The sequence below is a fragment of the Albidovulum sp. genome, assembly GCF_008933605.1.
GTDB lineage: Bacteria > Pseudomonadota > Alphaproteobacteria > Rhodobacterales > Rhodobacteraceae > Albidovulum.
This window is the reverse complement of the sequence record NZ_WBUS01000068.1, coordinates 1-18,372: the sequence shown is the minus strand read 5'-3', so window position 1 is coordinate 18,372 and position 18,372 is coordinate 1. Positions and strand designations below refer to the sequence as shown.

At 67.6% G+C, this 18,372-nt stretch carries 19 protein-coding genes and 1 pseudogene; 12 read left to right on the top strand and 8 right to left on the bottom strand.

Annotated features, from left to right (window positions below):
• A pseudogene (locus F9K34_RS10585) lies at positions 1-891 on the bottom strand (hypothetical protein); the annotation flags it as partial.
• A gap of 82 nt (positions 892-973) precedes the next feature.
• Positions 974-1,696: a uroporphyrinogen-III synthase gene (locus F9K34_RS10580; RefSeq protein WP_291336931.1), complete on the bottom strand. Its 723-nt coding sequence runs from the start codon at positions 1,694-1,696 to the stop codon at positions 974-976.
• A 72-nt stretch (positions 1,697-1,768) separates the two neighbouring features.
• On the opposite strand from F9K34_RS10580, the gene tsaD reads away from it, so the two are divergent.
• The 5 genes from tsaD to F9K34_RS10555 are packed head-to-tail and all read left to right on the top strand — an operon-like array spanning position 1,769 to position 4,965.
• Positions 1,769-2,866 carry a tRNA (adenosine(37)-N6)-threonylcarbamoyltransferase complex transferase subunit TsaD gene (tsaD, locus tag F9K34_RS10575; protein WP_291336930.1) on the top strand — a complete coding sequence of 366 codons (1,098 nt, stop codon included), beginning with the start codon at positions 1,769-1,771 and terminating at the stop codon, positions 2,864-2,866.
• Positions 2,863-3,828: an NAD(P)H-dependent glycerol-3-phosphate dehydrogenase gene (locus tag F9K34_RS10570; RefSeq protein ID WP_291336929.1), complete on the top strand. Its 966-nt coding sequence runs from the start codon at positions 2,863-2,865 to the stop codon at positions 3,826-3,828. Before tsaD ends, F9K34_RS10570 begins: the two co-directional genes overlap by 4 nt.
• Before the next feature lie 3 nt (positions 3,829-3,831).
• Positions 3,832-4,101, top strand: a complete 270-nt coding sequence (locus F9K34_RS10565; RefSeq protein WP_291336928.1) for a YciI family protein — start codon at positions 3,832-3,834, stop codon at positions 4,099-4,101.
• Complete coding sequence (locus F9K34_RS10560) at positions 4,101-4,514, top strand: EVE domain-containing protein (RefSeq protein ID WP_291336927.1); 414 nt, start codon at positions 4,101-4,103, stop codon at positions 4,512-4,514. Before F9K34_RS10565 ends, F9K34_RS10560 begins: the two co-directional genes overlap by 1 nt.
• Before the next feature lie 55 nt (positions 4,515-4,569).
• Positions 4,570-4,965, top strand: coding sequence for a DUF1761 domain-containing protein (locus tag F9K34_RS10555; protein ID WP_291336926.1), 396 nt, complete (start codon positions 4,570-4,572; stop codon positions 4,963-4,965).
• A gap of 245 nt (positions 4,966-5,210) precedes the next feature.
• Here the strand turns inward: F9K34_RS10555 and F9K34_RS10550 are convergent, their stop codons facing one another.
• The 3 genes from F9K34_RS10550 to F9K34_RS10540 all read right to left on the bottom strand — a co-directional run bounded on the left by F9K34_RS10550 (position 5,211) and on the right by F9K34_RS10540 (position 8,292).
• The gene (locus tag F9K34_RS10550) at positions 5,211-5,552 is read right to left on the bottom strand and encodes a DUF2853 family protein (protein WP_291336925.1); all 342 of its coding nucleotides are present in this window, start codon (positions 5,550-5,552) and stop codon (positions 5,211-5,213) included.
• A gap of 199 nt (positions 5,553-5,751) precedes the next feature.
• Positions 5,752-7,155, bottom strand: coding sequence for an adenosylhomocysteinase (gene ahcY / locus F9K34_RS10545; RefSeq protein WP_291336924.1), 1,404 nt, complete (start codon positions 7,153-7,155; stop codon positions 5,752-5,754).
• A 60-nt stretch (positions 7,156-7,215) separates the two neighbouring features.
• On the bottom strand, positions 7,216-8,292 hold the full coding sequence (locus tag F9K34_RS10540) for an acyltransferase family protein (protein ID WP_291336923.1): 1,077 nt from the start codon (positions 8,290-8,292) through the stop codon (positions 7,216-7,218).
• 201 nt (positions 8,293-8,493) lie between these two features.
• On the opposite strand from F9K34_RS10540, the gene F9K34_RS10535 reads away from it, so the two are divergent.
• Positions 8,494-9,096, top strand: a complete 603-nt coding sequence (locus F9K34_RS10535) for an HD family hydrolase (protein WP_291336922.1) — start codon at positions 8,494-8,496, stop codon at positions 9,094-9,096.
• A 60-nt stretch (positions 9,097-9,156) separates the two neighbouring features.
• Here F9K34_RS10535 and F9K34_RS10530 read toward each other — a convergent pair whose 3' ends face one another.
• From F9K34_RS10530 to F9K34_RS10520, 3 genes are all read right to left on the bottom strand, one after another.
• Positions 9,157-9,471 (bottom strand): H-NS histone family protein, encoded by a 315-nt coding sequence (locus F9K34_RS10530; RefSeq protein WP_291336921.1) that lies wholly within the window; start codon positions 9,469-9,471, stop codon positions 9,157-9,159.
• A 101-nt stretch (positions 9,472-9,572) separates the two neighbouring features.
• Entirely contained in the window at positions 9,573-10,127 is a 555-nt protein-coding gene (locus F9K34_RS10525) for an ActR/PrrA/RegA family redox response regulator transcription factor (RefSeq protein ID WP_291336920.1), read from the bottom strand.
• 55 nt (positions 10,128-10,182) lie between these two features.
• A complete protein-coding gene (locus F9K34_RS10520) occupies positions 10,183-10,818 on the bottom strand; it encodes an SCO family protein (protein ID WP_291336919.1) in 636 nt (211 codons plus the stop codon).
• A 142-nt stretch (positions 10,819-10,960) separates the two neighbouring features.
• On the opposite strand from F9K34_RS10520, the gene regB reads away from it, so the two are divergent.
• The 6 genes from regB to addB all read left to right on the top strand — a co-directional run.
• On the top strand, positions 10,961-12,322 hold the full coding sequence (gene regB, locus F9K34_RS10515; RefSeq protein WP_291336932.1) for a sensor histidine kinase RegB: 1,362 nt from the start codon (positions 10,961-10,963) through the stop codon (positions 12,320-12,322).
• A 106-nt stretch (positions 12,323-12,428) separates the two neighbouring features.
• Positions 12,429-14,027 carry a PAS-domain containing protein gene (locus tag F9K34_RS10510; protein ID WP_291336918.1) on the top strand — a complete coding sequence of 533 codons (1,599 nt, stop codon included), beginning with the start codon at positions 12,429-12,431 and terminating at the stop codon, positions 14,025-14,027.
• Positions 14,028-14,065: 38 nt separating this feature from the next.
• The gene (gene tsaE, locus F9K34_RS10505; protein ID WP_291336917.1) at positions 14,066-14,587 is read left to right on the top strand and encodes a tRNA (adenosine(37)-N6)-threonylcarbamoyltransferase complex ATPase subunit type 1 TsaE; all 522 of its coding nucleotides are present in this window, start codon (positions 14,066-14,068) and stop codon (positions 14,585-14,587) included.
• Positions 14,580-15,584 (top strand): aminoglycoside phosphotransferase family protein, encoded by a 1,005-nt coding sequence (locus F9K34_RS10500; protein ID WP_291336916.1) that lies wholly within the window; start codon positions 14,580-14,582, stop codon positions 15,582-15,584. Before tsaE ends, F9K34_RS10500 begins: the two co-directional genes overlap by 8 nt.
• Positions 15,581-16,273: a nucleotidyltransferase family protein gene (locus F9K34_RS10495; protein ID WP_291336915.1), complete on the top strand. Its 693-nt coding sequence runs from the start codon at positions 15,581-15,583 to the stop codon at positions 16,271-16,273. Before F9K34_RS10500 ends, F9K34_RS10495 begins: the two co-directional genes overlap by 4 nt.
• A partial coding sequence (addB, locus tag F9K34_RS10490; RefSeq protein ID WP_291336914.1) for a double-strand break repair protein AddB occupies positions 16,266-18,372 on the top strand: 2,107 nt, incomplete at its 3' end. The genes F9K34_RS10495 and addB, both read left to right, overlap by 8 nt.

Sequence of the window (18,372 nt, the reverse complement as noted above, 5' to 3'; positions counted from 1 at the left end):
CTCGAAGCCCGCGCCGCGCAGTTCGGCGAGCGCCGGGTCGAGGGCTCCACCGGCCGTCAGCGCCGCGTCGATCCGGCCAAGCGCGGCACGCGCGGTGGCCCGACGTGCCGTCTCCTCGGCCGCCACCCGCAGCCGATCGGCCTCAGTGGCGGCGGCCCTGACATTCTCGACCGCGCGGCTCGCCTCCTCGGCAAGGCTCGCCTCTGTCTCGGAAAGCGCGGATTTCTGGGCCGCCATCTCGGCCCTGAGCGTCTCCATTTCGCGCCCGAAAGCCTCCAGCGCCGTGGCCGAGGCGGCCCCGCCCTCCACCGGCCGTTTTTCCAGCGCGGCGATGCGCGCCTCCAAGTCGTCGATCCGGGCGGCCGTCGAGGCAAGTCGCGGATCGAGCCCCGCGACCGCGTCGCCAAGGTCGGCGAGGCCTGCCGCGGACCTGTCGTCCAGGGCTGCAACCCTCGCGGAAAGGTCCGCCAATTCCGACTCCGCAGCACCGGTCTCGACCGTTGCCGAAAGCCCGTCGAGCCGCGCCGTCTGTTCGGCGATGCTGGTCCTGAGGGCATCGAGGTCCGCGACCGGTGCCTCGGGCACCCAGACGCGGGGCAGGATGTAGACGGCCGTTCCGAAGCCGATACCTGATGCGATGGCCCCGCCAAGAACCGTCGGAAGGAACCCTCCGCGGCGCGGACGCGGCGATGCGGAAGGCGGCACCCATTCCGGGGATGGCGTTTCCGCCGGCTCGGACGCGGGTGCCTCGGGTTGCCACTCGGTGGACTGGGATTCCTCGATCACCAGTGCCGGCGATTCCTCGCGCGTGCCAGCATTGGCCGCATCGTCGCCGGCCGTTCCCGCAGCTACCGTCCTGCTATCGTTCTCGCCCTTCCGCGCCCTTGCCATCAGAGAACCCTTTCGCACGAACCACGGGAGCGGACTCGCCCAAGCCAGCCTCAGGCAAACTTAGTCAGCGGGGCGCGCGCGCTCAACCCGTCTTAGCTGCGGCAATGAGCGCACCAAGAGCATCGAGCATCGCATCGCCGTCGGGTCGCGCGGCGATCACCATCCGGCGGGCGGAAAGTTCGCGCGCCTCTGCCGCCGCGGCCGGGCTTATCGCCGCGATGAGCAAGGGCGCGGTCGCCCCGCGTGCCGCTTTTTCCGCCAGCCGCGCCGAGCGGGGCGAGAAGAGGGGCAGAAGCACCGGCACCGGGCCCGCGAGCACCGCGCTTGCGGCGCCGGAAAAGGGTTGCTCCCGCTGGTCGTAGACCACCACCGGTACCGTCTCTATCCCGGCCGATTCCAGCGCGCCGGGGATATCTCCGGCGGCATGCACCGGACGCGGGTAGAGAACCTGACGCACCAACGGATCGGAGGCGATCGACCGCGCAAGCCCTGCACCATCGCCAGGCCCAAGCCGGGTCGCGAAGCCCGCCGCCCGTGCCGCTGCCTCAGTCCGCGGTCCGACGCACCAGGCGAGGGCCGTGCGGTCTGGCGAAAGCGCTGCGAAAGCGGCAACCGCGTTCTCCGAGGTGAAGACGACATGCGCCGGTGGCTCGGCAGGAAGCGCGGGATCGAGACGGACGATCTCAGACAGGGGCGCGATCACGACGGGCCAGCCGGCACCGAAACGGGCCCGGAACTCGTCCGCGAAGCGGCACGACTGCGCTTCCGGGCGGGTCAGGAAGAGGATCGGACAGACAGGTTTCACGGCCCCCTCGGGATTGTGCGATGGCCTTCACGGTGTTACCTGCCCGACAGGGTCAGGGCAACCGGCGGCGCCATGGACGAAGAGACGATCACCCTGCTCGGGCTCGAGTCGAGCTGCGACGATACCGCCGCGGCGGTTGTCCGGCTGTCGGGCGGCAAGGGCGCGATCCTGTCTTCGGTGGTTGCCGGGCAGACCGACCTTCACGCGGCGTTCGGCGGCGTCGTGCCGGAAATCGCGGCCCGCGCCCATGTCGAGAAGATCGACCTTTGCGCCGAGGAGGCCCTGGCGAATGCAGGAGCCTCGCTCGGAGACATCGACGGCATTGCCGTGACCGCCGGACCGGGCCTGATCGGCGGTGTGCTCGCCGGCGTTATGTGCGCCAAGGGAATGTCTGCCGCGACCGGGCTTCCGCTTCTCGGCGTCAACCACCTCGCCGGACACGCGCTGACCCCGCGCCTGACGCACGGTCTGCCGTTCCCCTACCTGATGCTTCTCGTTTCCGGTGGCCATTGCCAGTTCCTCGTCGTCGAGGGTGCCGAGCGGTTCCGGCGGCTCGGCGGAACGATCGACGACGCGCCGGGCGAGGCCTTCGACAAGACGGCAAAGCTCCTCGGCCTGCCACAGCCAGGCGGCCCGGCCGTCGAGGCCGAGGCCCGCAAGGGCGACCCGGCACGCTTCGCGTTTCCCCGGCCACTGCTGGACCGCCCCGGCTGCGACCTGTCGTTCTCGGGTCTCAAGACGGCGCTTCTCAGGGCGCGCGACGGCGTGATTGCGGAAAAGGGCGGACTTACCGGCGTGGATCGTGCAGACCTCTGTGCCGGGTTCCAGGCCGCCGTGGCCGACGTGCTAGCCGAGAAGACGCGCAGGGCTCTCGATGCCTATCTCGCGTCTGGCCCGGAGTTTCCGAGCCTAGCCGTCGCCGGGGGCGTGGCTGCAAACGCGGCCATTCGCGCACGGCTGGAGACTGTGGCGAGCGGCGCCGGAACGCGGTTCGTCGCCCCGCCGCTGGCGCTTTGCACCGATAATGCCGCGATGATCGCCTGGGCCGGGATCGAGCGATTCCGCCTCGGGCACCGTGACGGGCTCGATCTCGTGGCGCGGCCCCGCTGGCCGCTCGACATCGCGCAGCCGGCGCTGATCGGCAGCGGAAAGAAGGGGGCCAAGGCGTGAGGGTCGCGGTTCTGGGCGCAGGTGCCTTCGGCACGGCGATGGCGCTGACACTGGCGCGGACGGGGGCGGAGGTCGGCCTCTGGGCGCGCGAGCGCGATCACGCTGCGGAAATGCGGCGCACGCGGCGGAACACGAAGCGGCTTGCCGGCGTGAATCTTCCCGAAAGCGTGTCTGTTTCGGCCGAAATTGATGATTTTCGGGCCGCCGAGATCCTGCTCGTTGCGGTGCCGATGCAGCAGATGACGGGGTTCCTTGCGGCGGTGGCTCGCGATCTGGATGGCAAGGCGCTGGTTGCCTGCGCGAAGGGAATCGACATTGCCACGGGGCGCGGACCGACGGCGATCCTTGCCGATGCCTGCCCGAACGCGACCCCCGCGATCCTGACCGGGCCGAGTTTCGCTGCGGATATCGCGAAGGGTTTGCCGACGGCATTGACGCTGGCCTGCGGCGACGATGCGACGGGGGCGATGTTGCAGGACGCGCTTTCCACCCCTGTCCTGCGGCTCTACCGTACGACCGACACACGCGGGGCCGAGCTTGGCGGGGCACTCAAGAACGTCATCGCCATTGCCGCGGGCGTGGTCATCGGCGCGGGGCTCGGTGACAGCGCGCGGGCGGCCCTCATGACCCGCGGATTCGCCGAGATGAACCGTCTCGCGCAGGCGATGGGCGCACAGGCGGACACGCTCGCGGGCTTGTCCGGGCTCGGCGACCTCGTGCTGACGTGCACGTCGCTCCAGTCGCGCAACTTCCGCTTCGGCCACGCGCTCGGCGCCGGCGAGGACTTCGACCCGGAAGTCACGGTGGAGGGTGCGGCCACATCGCAGGCGGTCAGCGTCATTGCCGGGACGCGCCGAATCGACATGCCGGTATCGGCCATGGTTGCGGCCCTCGTCGGTCGCAGGATTTCCGTGGCAGACGCGATGTCCGCCCTCCTCTCCCGCCCGCTCAAGAAGGAATAGACCATGCTCTACGCCGTCATCTGCCGCGACAAGCCCGGGCACCTCCAGACCCGTCTCGACACCCGCGCGGCGCACCTCGCATATATCGAGGCCACCGGGATCGTGAAGATGGCCGGGCCCTTCATCGCGGACGGCCAGATGTGCGGTTCCCTGATCGTGCTGGAGACGGAAGGCCTCGGCGCGGCGGAGGCATGGGCGGCGGGCGACCCCTACAAGGCGGCGGGCCTTTTCGAAAGCGTGGCCGTGATCGAGTGGAAGAAGGTGATCGGCTGATGGCGTACTGGCTGTTCAAGTCAGAGCCCGACGCCTGGAGCTGGGACCAGCAGGTGGCGAAGGGTGCTGCGGGCGAGGAATGGCATGGCGTGCGCAACTATCAGGCGCGTAACAACATGCGGGCGATGAAGATCGGCGATCTCGGGTTCTTCTATCACTCCAACATCGGCAAGGAGATCGTCGGCATCGTCGAGGTCTCCGCGACGAGCCATCCCGACAGCACCACCGACGACCCGCGCTGGGACTGCGTGGACATCCGCGCTGTGAAGCCCCTGCCCCGCCCGGTGACTCTGGAAGTGGCAAAGGCGGATCCGCGGCTGGCCGCGATGGCGCTGGTCACCAATACCCGCCTGTCGGTCCAGCCCGTGACCGAGGCGGAGTGGACGGTGATCTGCGCGCTTGGCGGGCTGTAGACCGACGGCGCCGCTGCAGGCAAGATGCGCGCACCCATCAACGCGCGAGGGAAACATGGGACTTCTAAGCGTCATCGCCGCGGCTGCGGTGGCATGGATATTCGGGGCCGGATACTACATGGCCCTGTCGAAACCCTGGATCGAGGCGTCCGGCGTGCCGGTGGACGCGAGCGGGCGGCCCGCCGGAGGGGCGAACCCGACGCCCTTCGTCCTCTCGGCATTGGCGATGCTGCTCGTCGCCGGGATGATGCGCCACATCTTCTCGATGGCGGGAATCGCGACGTTCGGGGCCGGGATCGTCTCCGGCCTCGGGGTCGGGCTCTTCTTCATTGCGCCCTGGATCATGATCAACAACGCCTATGCGATGCGGCCCTTTCGGCTGACGCTGATCGACGGCGGCTACGCCGTCGCCGGTGCGGCGATCATCGGCGCTGTGCTGACGCTGTTCTGAAAAACAAAGGGTCCCGGCCACCCAACCGGGACCCTTCGCCACCCCACGTGCTCCCTTCGCACCACACGTGAAACTGAAAAGGTCTCGGCCATCCTGGCCCGTTGCGATCAACCTAGGCGGCGTCGAGGATTCGTGCAAGCGCGCTCTTGCGACAATTCCGTTCAAAATCAGATAGTTGCGGTAACGCCCCGTTAACCTGGCCGCTCGAACCGCGTGCATCGTGCAGTCCGAGCAGCCATGTGGAGTTACTTGTAGACGGCTTCCTTGCCGAAGTGCTTCACGAGCATGTAGTAGACCACGGCGCGGTACTTGTTGCGTTCGGACTTGCCGTAGGTCTCGACAACCGACTTGATCGCATCCATCAGTTGCGGGCTGTCCTTGAGGCCGAGCTTCTTCATCAGGAAGTTCTTCTTGACCGTCTCGAGTTCGCTGGCTTGGCCGGCCGCCACGGTCGCGGAGTCTGCATCGTAGATCGACGGGCCGCAGCCGATCGTCACTTTCGTGAGCAGCGCCATGTCCGGCGTCATGCCGCACTTGTTCTTCAGATCGTCGGCATATTTCGCGATCAGTTCGTCTCTCTTGCCCATGTGAAGCTCCTACTATCCCTCTACAAAGTGTCCAGACCTGCCGTGTCGCGCGCAAGGCGCGACGAAGTTAGGTCGGATTGGCCCGGCGGGCAAAGGAAAACTCCAATTCCCGGGGCAAGATAATGGGAAAAAACCGCAAACCCGCTCATCCGGAGCGGAGGGCGGCGAGGAAAAGAGGGGGTCAGGCCCCCTCTCCCGATCAATAGCGGTAATGGTCGGACTTGTAGGGGCCCGCGACGGTCACGCCGATGTAGTCCGCCTGGTCAACGCGCAGTTCGGTGAGTTTCACGCCGATCTTCCCCAGATGCAGACGGGCCACCTTCTCGTCGAGGTGCTTGGGCAGGATGTAGACGCCTGGCTTGTAGTCCTTCCCCTTGGTCCACAGCTCGATCTGCGCGAGCACCTGGTTGGTGAAGGAGGCCGACATGACGAAACTCGGGTGCCCAGTGGCGTTGCCGAGGTTCAGGAGTCGGCCTTCGGACAGGAGGATGATGCGGTTGCCCGAGGGCATCTGGATCATGTCCACCTGGTCCTTGATGTTCGTCCACTTGTGGTTCCGGAGGGCGGCCACCTGGATCTCGTTGTCGAAATGGCCGATGTTGCCGACGATCGCCATGTCCTTCATCTCGCGCATGTGCTCGATGCGGATCACGTCCTTGTTGCCGGTGGTGGTGATGAAGATGTCGGCACTCGCCACCACGTCTTCCAGCAGGACGACCTCGTAGCCGTCCATCGCGGCCTGAAGGGCACAGATCGGGTCGATCTCGGTCACCTTCACCCGGGCGCCGGCGCCGCGGAGCGAGGCGGCAGAGCCCTTGCCCACATCGCCATAGCCGCAGACGACCGCGACCTTGCCCGCCATCATCGTGTCGGTCGCGCGGCGGATGCCGTCCACCAGCGATTCCTTGCAGCCATACTTGTTGTCGAACTTCGACTTGGTGACGCTGTCGTTCACGTTGATCGCCGGGAAGGGCAGCAGGTCCCGCTTGTGCAGGTCGTAAAGCCGGTGAACGCCGGTCGTCGTCTCCTCCGAAACGCCCTTGATCGCGTCGCGCTGCCGGGTGAACCAGCCCGGCGTTTCCGCCATGCGCTTGCGGATCTGGTTGAAGAGGCACACCTCCTCCTCCGACTTCGGAACGGCGATCAGGTCGCTCTCGCCGTTCTCCACCCGCGCGCCGAGAAGGATGTAAAGGGTCGCGTCCCCGCCATCGTCGAGGATCATGTTGCAGGTGCCTTCCGGGAACTGGAAGATCCTGTCGGTATAGGCCCAGTAGTCCTCCAGCGTCTCGCCCTTGACGGCGAAGACGGGGGTGCCGCCAGCGGCGATGGCAGCGGCGGCATGGTCCTGGGTCGAGAATATGTTGCACGAGGCCCAGCGCACGTCGGCGCCCAGCGCCCTCAGCGTCTCGATCAGCACTGCGGTCTGCACCGTCATGTGCAGGCTGCCGGCAATGCGGGCACCCTTCAACGGCTGCTTGGCGCCGAATTCCTCGCGCAGGGCCATGAGCCCCGGCATCTCGGTTTCGGCGATGTCCAGTTCCTTGCGGCCGAATTCCGCAAGCGCGATATCCTTGACGATGTAATCGGTCGAATCCTTGGGCATCCGACATTCTCCTGCAAATTCCGTTTGCGCCCCCATAGCATCGCGGCGGAGGCGCGGCAATCAATCCTCAGGTTTCAGCCGTTCGGGCCGAACAATGCGTCCCCGCAGCGCGATTTGCAGCACCCGCGGTGCCCGGTCGAGCGCGAGGCCGACGGGCACCGCGACCGCGAAGGCGACGACGGGCCCCGCGAGAAAGAAGATGGCGTAGGACGGCTCGAGCGGGCCGCCGACAAGACTTCGCCAGAGGACCCAGAGGACACCGAAAAGGGGAACATGCATGAGATAGGCCAGATACGCATGGCGCCCGAGGCGGTGGAGGGCGAGCCTCCGGCTTCCGGCCATCGTCGCGCGCGTGAAGGCGAGCACGAGGAAGGAGACGCCGGCCCGCATCGCGAGTGCCGGGAGGTTGAGGGGATGGAGCAGCGGGCTGGCGGGCAGGCTGTAGGCCGCGAGGCTCGCAACCGACATCAGATAGCCGAGCGGCAGTGCGACCAGCGGCCGGGCGATGCCTGTCAGGGTGTAGCCGAGGCGGGCGGCTACGGCGCCGAAGACCAGGAACTGGAGGATCGGGCCGCGAAAGATCAGCGGCTCAAGCGTCTGGCCGGAGGCGGCGACCAGAGCGACGGCCGCCACCGCGATGGGCGCCCGCGCGACGAACGGCAGGGCCGCACGCAGGATTAGCGAGCCCACGAAGAGATCGCGCAGGAAGAAGAGCGAGAGGTTCGCCGTTGGCCCGGTGATCCCGGCCCAGGCATTGGCCAGCGATGCCGCGTCAAGGTCTATCCCCTCGATCTTCTGCGCCATGACGCCCGTGAGCGGCTCCTTCAGCACCGCAAACAGGATGAAGAGCGCACTCCATACGAGCATCGGGACGAGTACGCTGCGGAAGCGAGTGGCGGCGAACTGTGGCAGCGGAACGGTGCGCGAGCGATGCCAGATGAGATATCCGCTGACGAAGCTGAGGAGCGCGACGCTGACGCGCCCGAGCGTGTTCCCGAAGACCGCGCCGACGAGCGTGTAGTCGCCGGACGTCACCGCCGACGGCGAGGACAGGCCGGGGTTCACATGCACCCACATCATCGCGATGACGCAGAAGACCCGGAGCGTTTCGATCAGGCGGCTTTCCTCGGACGGCATCCCAACCCGCAATAACTCGCCCCTCGTCCAATCTCGCCGCTTTCCGCGATCATTGCCACTCTTTACTGGGCGTGTGACGGGCGGCACGTGCCTGCATTCGTACGGCCGGACTTGGGCTCCGGCGGCATGCACCCCTTTTTTGCGGGCACTGTATTGCGCTATGCAACCCGGGGCCGGCAGTTGGACCGGGACGGGAGGGCAATGGCTGCGAAGCAGAAACGCGCGTGGCAGAGAATGCTGTCGGGGCGCAGACTTGACCTGCTCGATCCGACGCCGATGGATATCGAGATCGAGGACATCGCGCATGGCCTGGCGTTTGTCGCCCGCTGGAACGGGCAGACCCTGGGCGACTTCCCCTATTCAGTGGCCGAGCATTCGCTGCTGGTCGAGGAGATCTTCACCCGCGCCAACCCTGGCGTGGCCCCGCGATGGCGGCTTGCCGCGCTCCTCCACGATGCGCCGGAGTACGTCATCGGTGACATGATCAGCCCGGTAAAGGCAGCCATCGGCCCCTCCTACGGTGCGCTGGACGAGCGGCTGACGGCGGCCATCCATCTGCGTTTCGGTCTTCCCGCGCAACTTCCGCAGGAGATCAAGAAGGCAATCAAGGCAGCCGACAAGGTTTCGGCCTGGCTCGAGGCGGTACAGATAGCCGGTTTTTCCCGCGGCGAGGCCGACCGGTTCTTCGGCGCGCCGGCCGAGACGATGATGCGCGGCCTTGCCTTGCGGCTCAGGCCGCCGGTGGAGGTGCGCGAGGACTATGTTGCGCGCCATGCTGCTCTGATGGCGAAGGTGGGGGCCTGAGACGTCGCCCCCACGCCGCCGCGTACCCGGACGATTCTTGCGCCTCGCGGGCGACAGACCTCAGATCGCCATGTCTTCGAGCGACTTTCCGGATTTCAGCGCCGCCTCGAACCAGCGCGGCTTGCGTCCGCGCCCCGTCCAGGTTTCGGACTTGTTGGCGGGATTGGCGTATTTCGCCTTGGCCGGCTTGCGCTTTCGCGCCGCAGCCATTCCGACGAGTTCGTTGAGCGAATAGCCCAGCGCCTTCGCCTTTTCCTCCAGCGCGGAAAGGGCTTCCTGCTTTTTCCGCTGCTCGTAGGTGGCGACCATATCGCCAACCTGCGACTGGAGGCTTTTGAGTTCCTTCAGCGAAAGGGACTCCAGATCAATTTTCAATTGCTCACTCCCCGACTTTGCGATTTCAGGCGCGAAACCTGCATCACCAAATTCACAAATGCAAGAGTCGACGCGTTAGCCCTATTTTTCAATCGTCAATTTTATTTCGGGCTGCGCTTGGCAAGAATGCGCTGAAGCGTTCGGCGATGCATCGAAAGCCGTCGCGCGGTCTCCGAGATGTTCCGGTCGCATTGCTCGTACACGCGCTGGATATGTTCCCATCGGACCCTGTCCGCCGACATCGGGTTTTCCGGCGGCGGTGGCAGGACATCGCCCCTGGCGAGCAGCGCATTGGTGATGTCGTCCGCATCCGCGGGCTTCGCCAGATAATCGACAGCGCCGATCTTCACGGCTGCGACCGCGGTCGCGATCGCGCCATATCCCGTCAACACCACCACGCGGCAATCCGGGCGGCGTTCGCGCAGGACCTCGACGACATCGAGACCGTTGCCGTCGCCGAGCCTGAGGTCCACCACCGCAAAGGCAGGTGGGCGGGCGCGCGCCGCCGCGCGGCCTGCGGCCACGCTTTCGGCCGTTTCCGGCTTGAAACCGCGTTTTTCCATCGCACGTGCCAGCCGGTTGACAAAGGGACCGTCGTCGTCGACGAGCAGGAGGGTCCGGTCGGAGCCGAGTTCCGCAAACGCGTCTTCCGCCATGAACGCCCCTTTCCTCCTGTCCTCTTTCCGGTTCTAGAGTGTCAGCCAGCGCCGGTCAATTTCGCTCCTGCGCGGCATCGATAAAGCATGCGGTGCGGTCGGCGATATCTTCAGGCGTGGCATCGCGCGAGAAGAATTCCACGAAGCCGTATCCGGGCAGCATCAGGTACGTCTGGGTCATGTGATCGACGATATAATATTCGTCGGTCGGGTTTTCCGGAACCTTGTAGTAGGTGCGGTATTCTTTTGCGACGGCGGCGATTTCCTCGGGAGAACCCGTCAGGCCGATCATCCGGGGATGGATGTAGTCGGTCCATTCCTTGAGGACTTCCGGTGTGTCGCGTGCCGGATCGACCGAGATCATTACCGGCGTCACCTCGTAGCCCTTCTCCTCGAGCACATCGACGGCTTCCGCATTGCGTGCTGTATCGGCCGGGCAGATATCGGGGCAGAAGGTGTAACCGAAATAGACCAGGCTGGGTCCTTTCAGAACATCCTTCTCGGTAACGCGCTGGCCATCCTCGTCCGTCAAGGTGAACGGCCCGCCAATCGTGCCACCACCCACCGCGCCAGCGCGGCAGGGCGCGAAACGGTCGCCGGTGCCCGAAACGCTGATGGTGTAGATCACGACCAACCCGATGGCTGCGACCGAGGCCGCGGCGAGGGCGTAGCTCTTGGTGGAAACAGGCATTGATCTTCCCCGAATTGTCCAGCGCCATTGATCGCCGATTGTCGGGGGACTATCAATTCACAAGCGCCGGAATGCGACAACAGGACCAATGATGAGCCACCCGGCCGCAGCATCGAAAGCCCCGACCGACCCGCTCGACGCGATGGGATTTTCCGGCAGGGGCGACTGGGTCCGGCTCAGGACCCTCATGCTCCTGCGCTGGACGGCGATCCTGGGCCAAACCGCCGCGATCTATGTCGCTTGGCGGTTCTACGCCATCGACCTCGATCTCGTGCTCTGCTTCCTGGTGGTCGGCGCGGCGGTGGCCGTGAACCTCGCGGCCGGCCTTGCCTTTCCGCAGAACACCCGACTGAGCGAGACGGCGGCAATGCTGACGCTTCTCTTCGACACCGCTCAGCTCGGCCTACTGCTGTACTTCACCGGCGGCCTCAACAACCCTTTCGCGCTCCTGATCCTCGCGCCCGCCACGATTGCGGCCACCGCGCTCCAGGCTCGCGCGACGGTACTCCTCGGGCTTGTGACCATCGCGCTCGTCACGCTCATCGCATTCGTCAATGTGCCCCTGCGAACGCGCGGCGGCGACGCCATTGCAGTACCGCCGGTCTTCGGCTTCGGCTTCTGGCTGGCCATCGTCATTGGCGTCGTCTTTCTCGGTCTCTATGCCCGTCGCGTCGCGTCCGAGATCCGGCTGATGGGCGATGCGCTCCTTGCGACGCAGATGGCGCTCGCGCGCGAACAGAAGCTGACCGATCTCGGCGGTGTGATCGCTGCGGCAGCGCATGAACTCGGGACGCCACTCGCCACGATCAAACTCACGAGCGTCGAACTGGCGCACGAACTTGCCGACCGGCCCGAACTCAGGAGTGATGCGGAACTCATCCGCGATCAGGCCGACCGTTGCCGCGATATCCTGCGGTCGATGGGGCGCGCCGGAAAGGCCGACCAGCACATGCGGTCTGCACCCCTTTCCACGATCATCCGCGAGGCCGCGGAGCCCCACCTCGGTCGCGGCAAGTCGTTGCATTTCGACCTCGGCGACACGCCGGGTACCGGCGAGCCGCAACCGCAGGTCCAGCGCAAGCCCGAGATCATCCACGGCCTGCGCAACCTCGTCCAGAATGCGGTCGATTTCGCCCGGGGCGAGGTCTGGGTTGATGCCGACTGGAGCGACCGCGACATCACGGTCGTGATCTCCGACGACGGCGCGGGATTTCCAGCCCACCTTCTCGGGCGGATCGGCGACCCCTACCCGCTGCGCCGACGCGACGACGCTTCTGAGCGCCGGCCGGAATATGACGGGATGGGTCTGGGTCTCTTCATCGCCAAGACGCTTCTCGAACGCACCGGCGCGAGGCTCAGCTTCACCAACGCTTCCGACCCCTTCCTGACCGAGGAGGAGCGGCCCGCCCGATCGGGCGCCGTCGTTACGGTTTGCTGGCCGCGGGAGCGCATCGAGGTGACGGAATCGGGAGGATTGGGAGATAACCGCCACATTGTCATTTGAGTTGCGCCATCAATTCGCCGAGAGGTTGTGTGATTAACATCGCATTAACCCTTCAAGGGACCCTTTTTGCCAAGGGGCAAAGACCCCGACGGGAAGGACGGGACAGATGGCTACACCTCTCATGCTTGCGGCAGTCGTCGTGGCGACGTCGATCGCGGCCGCTCTGGTCGCCTTGCTCCTGCTCGCGTCCTGGCCCATCCAGGGTCGTCGAAGGACGGCGTTCGCCCCGGCGGAGGGTCCGCTTGAGCAGGCGGTCTTTCTCTTTGACGATCAGGAACTCGTCGACGCGACCGGCGCCGCGCGCGCCCTGCTCGGAGCGATCCCGGGGCCGGGGTCGGAATGGGCGCGGCTGTCGCGGTACCTTTGCCAGCGCCTCAGGGGATTCGACGCGGAAATGCGCTCGCTTGCCGAGCGCGGCGAACTTGCGTTGCGGGACGCCAGCGGGGACCTTCGTGTGCGCGCCGAATGGCTCGGCCAACTCGCACGGCTGACCGTGACGGACCTGTCGGCCGAGGGTCAGGGGGTGCTCGTCGACGCGCTGAGCCACAAGGCCCAGGAAGCCGAACTGGCCGCGCTGCGCGATACGCTCGCGGCCGCGCCAGTCCTCATCTGGCGCACCAACGACGATGGCGCGGTGATCTGGGCAAACCACGCCTACCTCGACGCCGTGGCCGAGCAGCGCGATGACGGAGAGGATACGCTGACCTGGCCTGTTCCGGCCCTCTTTCCCGACCCCGGCACTGCCGTGAACACGCCAAGGCGGCAGATGCTCCCGCCGGTCGGCGGCCGCGTGGCGCTGTGGTTCGACTGCCATGGCCAGAGGCTGCCGGACGGCATCGTGCATTTCGCCCTGCCGGCCGATGCCGCGGTCAAAGCCGAAGCATCGTTGCGAGAGTTCGTGCAGACGCTCAGCAAGACCTTCGCTCACCTGCCGACGGGACTCGCAATCTTCGACCGCCAGCGTCAGCTTGCGCTCTTCAACCCGGCCCTGGTCGATCTGACAGGCGCGGGGGTGGAGTTCCTGTCGGCGCGGCCGACGCTCTATGCCTTCCTCGACCGGCTGCGCGAACGCCATGTCATTCCCGAGCCCAAGGACTACGCGACCTGGCGCCAGCAGATGATGGATCTGGAAAAGCAGGCCTCGTGCGGGCTCTACGAGGAAACCTGGTCGCTGCCCTCGGGCCAGACGTACCACGTTGTCGGCCGGCCGCATCCGGACGGGGCCGTGGCCTTCCTACTAGAGGACATCACCGCCGAGATCACGCTCACGCGCCGCTTCCGGTCGGAGATCGAGCTTGGCCAGGCCGTTGTCGACACGGTCGAGGAAGCGATCGTCGTCTTCTCTCCGGCAGGTGAGCTCATCCTCTCGAACAGCGCCTATGACGCGCTCTGGGGAGTAGAGCCTCAGTTGACGCTCGGGAAGGTCACGGTCGTGGATTCGATCCGGCGCTGGCAGGACCTGTCGCAGCCGGATCCGGCCTTCGGCGACATCCGTGACTTCGTTCTGGCGCTGGAGGATCGGGCCGAGTGGACGGCCGATCTCAGGCTTCTTGCCGGCGACATGCTCGGCTGCCGAATCGTTCCGCTTTCGGGCGGCGCGACGCTCGTCGCATTCGCGCGGCAAAGGGTGGCGCGACCATTCCGTCGTCGCGCGCGCCGCATCCGGCGCGGGGACCCCATGGCGGCCGGGCCGGCCGTCGTCTGATCCCTTGCGGGCGGGGGCGGGGTCGGTAAAGTCGCCGCATGCCCGACACCCTGCCCGACGTACGAACGGTTCACCTCTCCCTCGGCTCGCCCGAGGAGACGACGCAGCTTGCGCGCTGGCTTGGCGCGCGGCTCGTCGCCGGCGATACGCTGCTTCTGGAAGGTGCCATCGGGGCCGGGAAGTCGCATTTCTGCCGCGGCCTGATCCAATCGCGCCTGGAGGCACTTGGCCGCGTCGAAGACGTGCCGTCGCCAACCTTCACGCTCGTGCAGGTATACGACGCCGGACCGGTGGAAATCTGGCACGCGGACCTCTACCGGCTCGGCGGACCTGACGAGGTCGCGGCACTCGGGCTCGACGACGCCTTCGAGGCCGCTATCTGCCTCGTCGAGTGGCCCGACCGGCTGGGCGATGCCTGCCCACCGGGGGCGCTTGCGGTGACGCTGTCGCCTGCCCCGGACGGGGATGCTGCACGCGACGCAACCATTTCGGCGTCAGCCGCACGATGGGCCCCGGTGCTGTCCGCACTCGCTGCGGAGGAGTGGCGCGCCGATGCGTGACCGCGAAAGAGACATCACGACCTTTCTCGCGGGCGCCGGCTGGGATGCCGCGCACCGCGCGCCCCTCGCCGGGGACGCCTCGGCGCGGCGCTACCAGCGCTTGAGCCTTGGCGCGCAAAGGGCAGTTCTCATGGACGCCCCGCCCGAGCGCGGCGAGGACACGCGGCGTTTCGACCTGGTGGACGGTTGGCTCTGCGACCGCGGCTATTCGGCGCCGCGGATCCTGGCCAAGGACCACGCGAAGGGATTGCTGCTTCTCGAGGACCTCGGCGATGCGCTCGTCGCGCGGCTGCTCGGGTCGGCTCCGGACCGGGAACGGACGATCTATGCCGCCGCGACAGACTTCCTCGCGGACCTCCACCGCCATCCGCCCCCGGCCTTCGCCGCAGCGCTCGACGGGCCGGCGCTTGCCGAACTGACGGCACTCACGCCCGAATGGTATCTGCGCGGAATCGGTGCGCCCTCCAGCGCCGCGGCAGACACCCTGCCGGGCCTGGTGCGACGGCTCCATGACCGGCTGAACGACGCGGCGCCGGTCCTGTCGCTGCGCGACTTCCATTCGGAGAACCTGATCTGGCTGCCCGACCGTGCCGGGCATGCACGACTCGGCCTGCTCGACTTCCAGGACGCGGTCGCGGCCCATCCGGCCTACGACCTCGTCTCGTTGCTTCAGGACGCGCGGCGCGATCTTGGCCATGGGACCGAGCAGGCGATGATCGCGCGATACGCGGCGGCGAGAGGGATCGAGATGGACGACTTCACGGCGATCTACGCGCTCCTCGGTGCGCAGCGGGCGCTGCGGATCGTCGGCGTGTTCGCCCGGCTCGCCCTGCGCGATCGCAAGACGCACTATCTCGCCTTCCTGCCCCGCGTCTGGGCAGCTCTGGAACGCAACCTGACGCATCCGACCTTGGCAGAGCTTGCCTCGGCCGTCCGTGCCGGCCTGCCCGAACCGACAACGGAGCGGATCGCAAGACTTGCAGGGGGATCGGCATGACGCCGCAGGCCCTGATGCTCTTCACCGCGGGCCTCGGCACCCGCATGGGTCCCCTGACAAAGGACCGGCCGAAGCCCTTGATCGAGGTCGGCGGGCGGACCCTGCTCGATCACGCGCTGGCGGCGGTGGACGGGGCCGGTGTCAGCCACGTCGTCGCCAACCTGCACTACCGTCCCGACCAGATCGTTCGGCACCTTTCCATGCGCCCCGGCATCCGGTTTTCGGACGAGACCGAGATGATCCTGGAAACCGGCGGCGGCCTCCTGCATGCGCTTCCCCTGTTGGGGGCGGGTCCCGTCTTCACGCTGAACACCGACGCGGTCTGGACCGGCGCTAACCCGATCGAGGAACTGCGCGCCGCATGGCGCCCGGACCAGATGGATGGGCTCCTCCTCCTCGTGCCGCACGGCGCAGCAACGGGCCATACGGGCGCGGGCGACTTCGACCTTGCTGCCGACGGCCAGATCCGCCGCGGGCGCGGCTTTGTCTATACCGGGGCCGGGATCGTGAAGACCGGCGGCCTCGCCCGGGTAGGAGAGCGGATCTTCTCGCTCAACCGGCTCTGGGACGCCATGGCGGCGGGGGGGCGGCTCTACGGCATCGTCCATGCCGGCGGCTGGTGCGACGTGGGTCGGCCGGAATCGGTTCCGCTGGCCGAGGCGCTCTGGCATGAGAACCGGCATGACTGACCGGGATGCCGACGTGCGGCTCTACGGCTTGCCGCCCGGAGCGGACTTCCCCGCCGCCTTCGTCGACGGGCTCCTCGCGCGGATGGCCGGCGCGGCGCCCGAGGCCATCGCCCGCGTCACCGTCTATCTCAACACCGCAAGGATGCTTTCGTCCGTTCGCGCCGCCTTCGATGCGCGCGGCGCCCGCCTACTGCCGAGGCTCAGGATCGTCACGGATCTCGGCCGCGCCCCGATGCCCGGGGTACCGCCTGCCGTCCCGCCACTCAGACGGCGGCTCGAACTTGCCCGGCTGGTCGCCGAGCTTGTCCGGCGCGAAACGGATTTCGCGGCTGGAACCGCGGTCTTCGACCTCGCCGACAGCCTCGCGGCGCTGATGGACGAGATGCAGGGCGAGGGGGTTACGCCCGAAACGCTCGATGCCGCCGATCTTGCCGAGAACCATGCCGCGCACTGGGAGCGCAGCCTCGCGTTCATCCGCATCGTCTCGCGCTACTTCGCCGCCGACGCCGCACCGGACGCGGAGGCGCGGCAGAGGCGGATCGCGGAGGCGCTGGCCAATCGCTGGGGCAGCGTCGCCCCGCCCGACCCGGTCATCATCGCGGGCTCAACCGGGTCACGCGGGGCGACGCAACTCCTGATGCGGGCCGTGGCGCGGCTGCCGAACGGCGCGGTCGTCCTGCCCGGATTCGACTTCGACATGCCCGGTTTCGCCTGGGACAGCCTCCATGGCGCGCCGGTCCCCAACGAGGACCATCCGCAATACCGGTTTCTCGCGCTCACCCGTGCGCTCGGGGCTGCGCCGTCCGCCGTCGGCCGATGGATCGAGGCACCGCCGCCCGACCCCGCCCGGAACCGGCTCATATCGCTCTCGCTACGGCCGGCGCCGGTGACCGACCAGTGGATCAGGGAGGGAGCGGCGCTCGGCCCGCTGCTGCCCGCCACCGAGCGGCTTACGCTTCTCGAGGCGCCCGATCCGCGGGCCGAGGCGCTCGCCATCGCGCTGCGGCTCCGCAAGGCGGCCGAGGACGGCCGGCGCGCGCATCTCGTCACGCCGGACCGCGTGCTCGCGCGGCGCGTCACGGCCGCCCTCGACCGCTGGGGGATCATCCCCGACGACAGCGCGGGCCGCCCCCTCGTGCAATCGGCGCCGGGCCGGTTCCTGCGTCACGTCGCGCAGCTTTTCGAGCGGCCGGTATCTGCCGAGGCGCTCGTCGTGCTTCTGAAGCACCCGCTCACCGCGACGGGCGCGGGCGACCGCGGGTCGCATCTGCGATTCACGCGCGATCTCGAGCTCCACTTGCGGCGCCACGGCCCCGCGTTTCCGACGGCCAGTGCCCTGTCTCTCTGGGCCTCGCGAAAGGGCGAGTCCGACCGCATCGCCTGGGCGGAGTGGGTGGGGGCGATCCTCGCAGGCGCGAATCCTCTGCCTGACCGCAGCCTTTCCGCCTGTGTAGACACGCATCTGTCACTCGCGCGTACCGTCGCCGCGGGGCCGGGCGGGGATAGCGAGGCGAGCGAGCTTTGGCGACGCGACGCGGGCGAACTTGCGCGCGGCGTGATCGAGGAGTTGCGGCGCGAAGCTGCACACGGTGCCAATTTCTCCCCATCGGACTACGCAGCACTCCTGACGAGGCTCCTCTCGGCCGGCAACGTCCGGCAGGGGCCGGAGGCGCATCCGCTGGTCGCCATCCGCGGCACACTCGAAGTCCGCACCGGCGGGGCGGACCTCACGATCCTCGCCGGACTCAACGAGCGCATATGGCCCGCACCGCCCGCGCCCGATCCCTGGCTGTCGCGGCAGATGCGGCTCAAGGCCGGGCTCCTGCTGCCCGAACGGCAGATCGGGCTCTCTGCGCATGACTTTCAGCTGGCGGCGGCGGCAAGCGAGGTCGTCCTGTCCCGCGCCGTGCGCGACGAGGAGGCAGAGACGGTGCCGTCGCGTTGGCTCGCGCGACTGACGAACCTGCTTGCCGGCCTTGCGGACCAGGACGGCCCCGCCGCGCTGGAAGAAATGCAGGCCCGCGGCCGGTACTGGCTCGGGCTGGCGGCGGCGCTCGAAACGCCGGCAGCGCGCGTCCCCCCGGCGCCGAGACCGGCAC

Coding starts and splice junctions, on each gene's coding strand:
- tsaD (WP_291336930.1), top strand. CDS start 1,769: ATGGACGAAGAGACGATCACCCTGCTCGGGCTCGAGTCGAGCTGCGAC.
- F9K34_RS10565 (WP_291336928.1), top strand. CDS start 3,832: ATGCTCTACGCCGTCATCTGCCGCGACAAGCCCGGGCACCTCCAGACC.
- F9K34_RS10560 (WP_291336927.1), top strand. CDS start 4,101: ATGGCGTACTGGCTGTTCAAGTCAGAGCCCGACGCCTGGAGCTGGGAC.
- F9K34_RS10555 (WP_291336926.1), top strand. CDS start 4,570: ATGGGACTTCTAAGCGTCATCGCCGCGGCTGCGGTGGCATGGATATTC.
- F9K34_RS10550 (WP_291336925.1), bottom strand. CDS start 5,552: ATGGGCAAGAGAGACGAACTGATCGCGAAATATGCCGACGATCTGAAG.
- ahcY (WP_291336924.1), bottom strand. CDS start 7,155: ATGCCCAAGGATTCGACCGATTACATCGTCAAGGATATCGCGCTTGCG.
- F9K34_RS10540 (WP_291336923.1), bottom strand. CDS start 8,292: ATGCCGTCCGAGGAAAGCCGCCTGATCGAAACGCTCCGGGTCTTCTGC.
- F9K34_RS10535 (WP_291336922.1), top strand. CDS start 8,494: ATGGCTGCGAAGCAGAAACGCGCGTGGCAGAGAATGCTGTCGGGGCGC.
- F9K34_RS10525 (WP_291336920.1), bottom strand. CDS start 10,127: ATGGCGGAAGACGCGTTTGCGGAACTCGGCTCCGACCGGACCCTCCTG.
- F9K34_RS10520 (WP_291336919.1), bottom strand. CDS start 10,818: ATGCCTGTTTCCACCAAGAGCTACGCCCTCGCCGCGGCCTCGGTCGCA.
- regB (WP_291336932.1), top strand. CDS start 10,961: ATGGGATTTTCCGGCAGGGGCGACTGGGTCCGGCTCAGGACCCTCATG.
- F9K34_RS10510 (WP_291336918.1), top strand. CDS start 12,429: ATGGCTACACCTCTCATGCTTGCGGCAGTCGTCGTGGCGACGTCGATC.
- tsaE (WP_291336917.1), top strand. CDS start 14,066: ATGCCCGACACCCTGCCCGACGTACGAACGGTTCACCTCTCCCTCGGC.
- F9K34_RS10500 (WP_291336916.1), top strand. CDS start 14,580: ATGCGTGACCGCGAAAGAGACATCACGACCTTTCTCGCGGGCGCCGGC.
- F9K34_RS10495 (WP_291336915.1), top strand. CDS start 15,581: ATGACGCCGCAGGCCCTGATGCTCTTCACCGCGGGCCTCGGCACCCGC.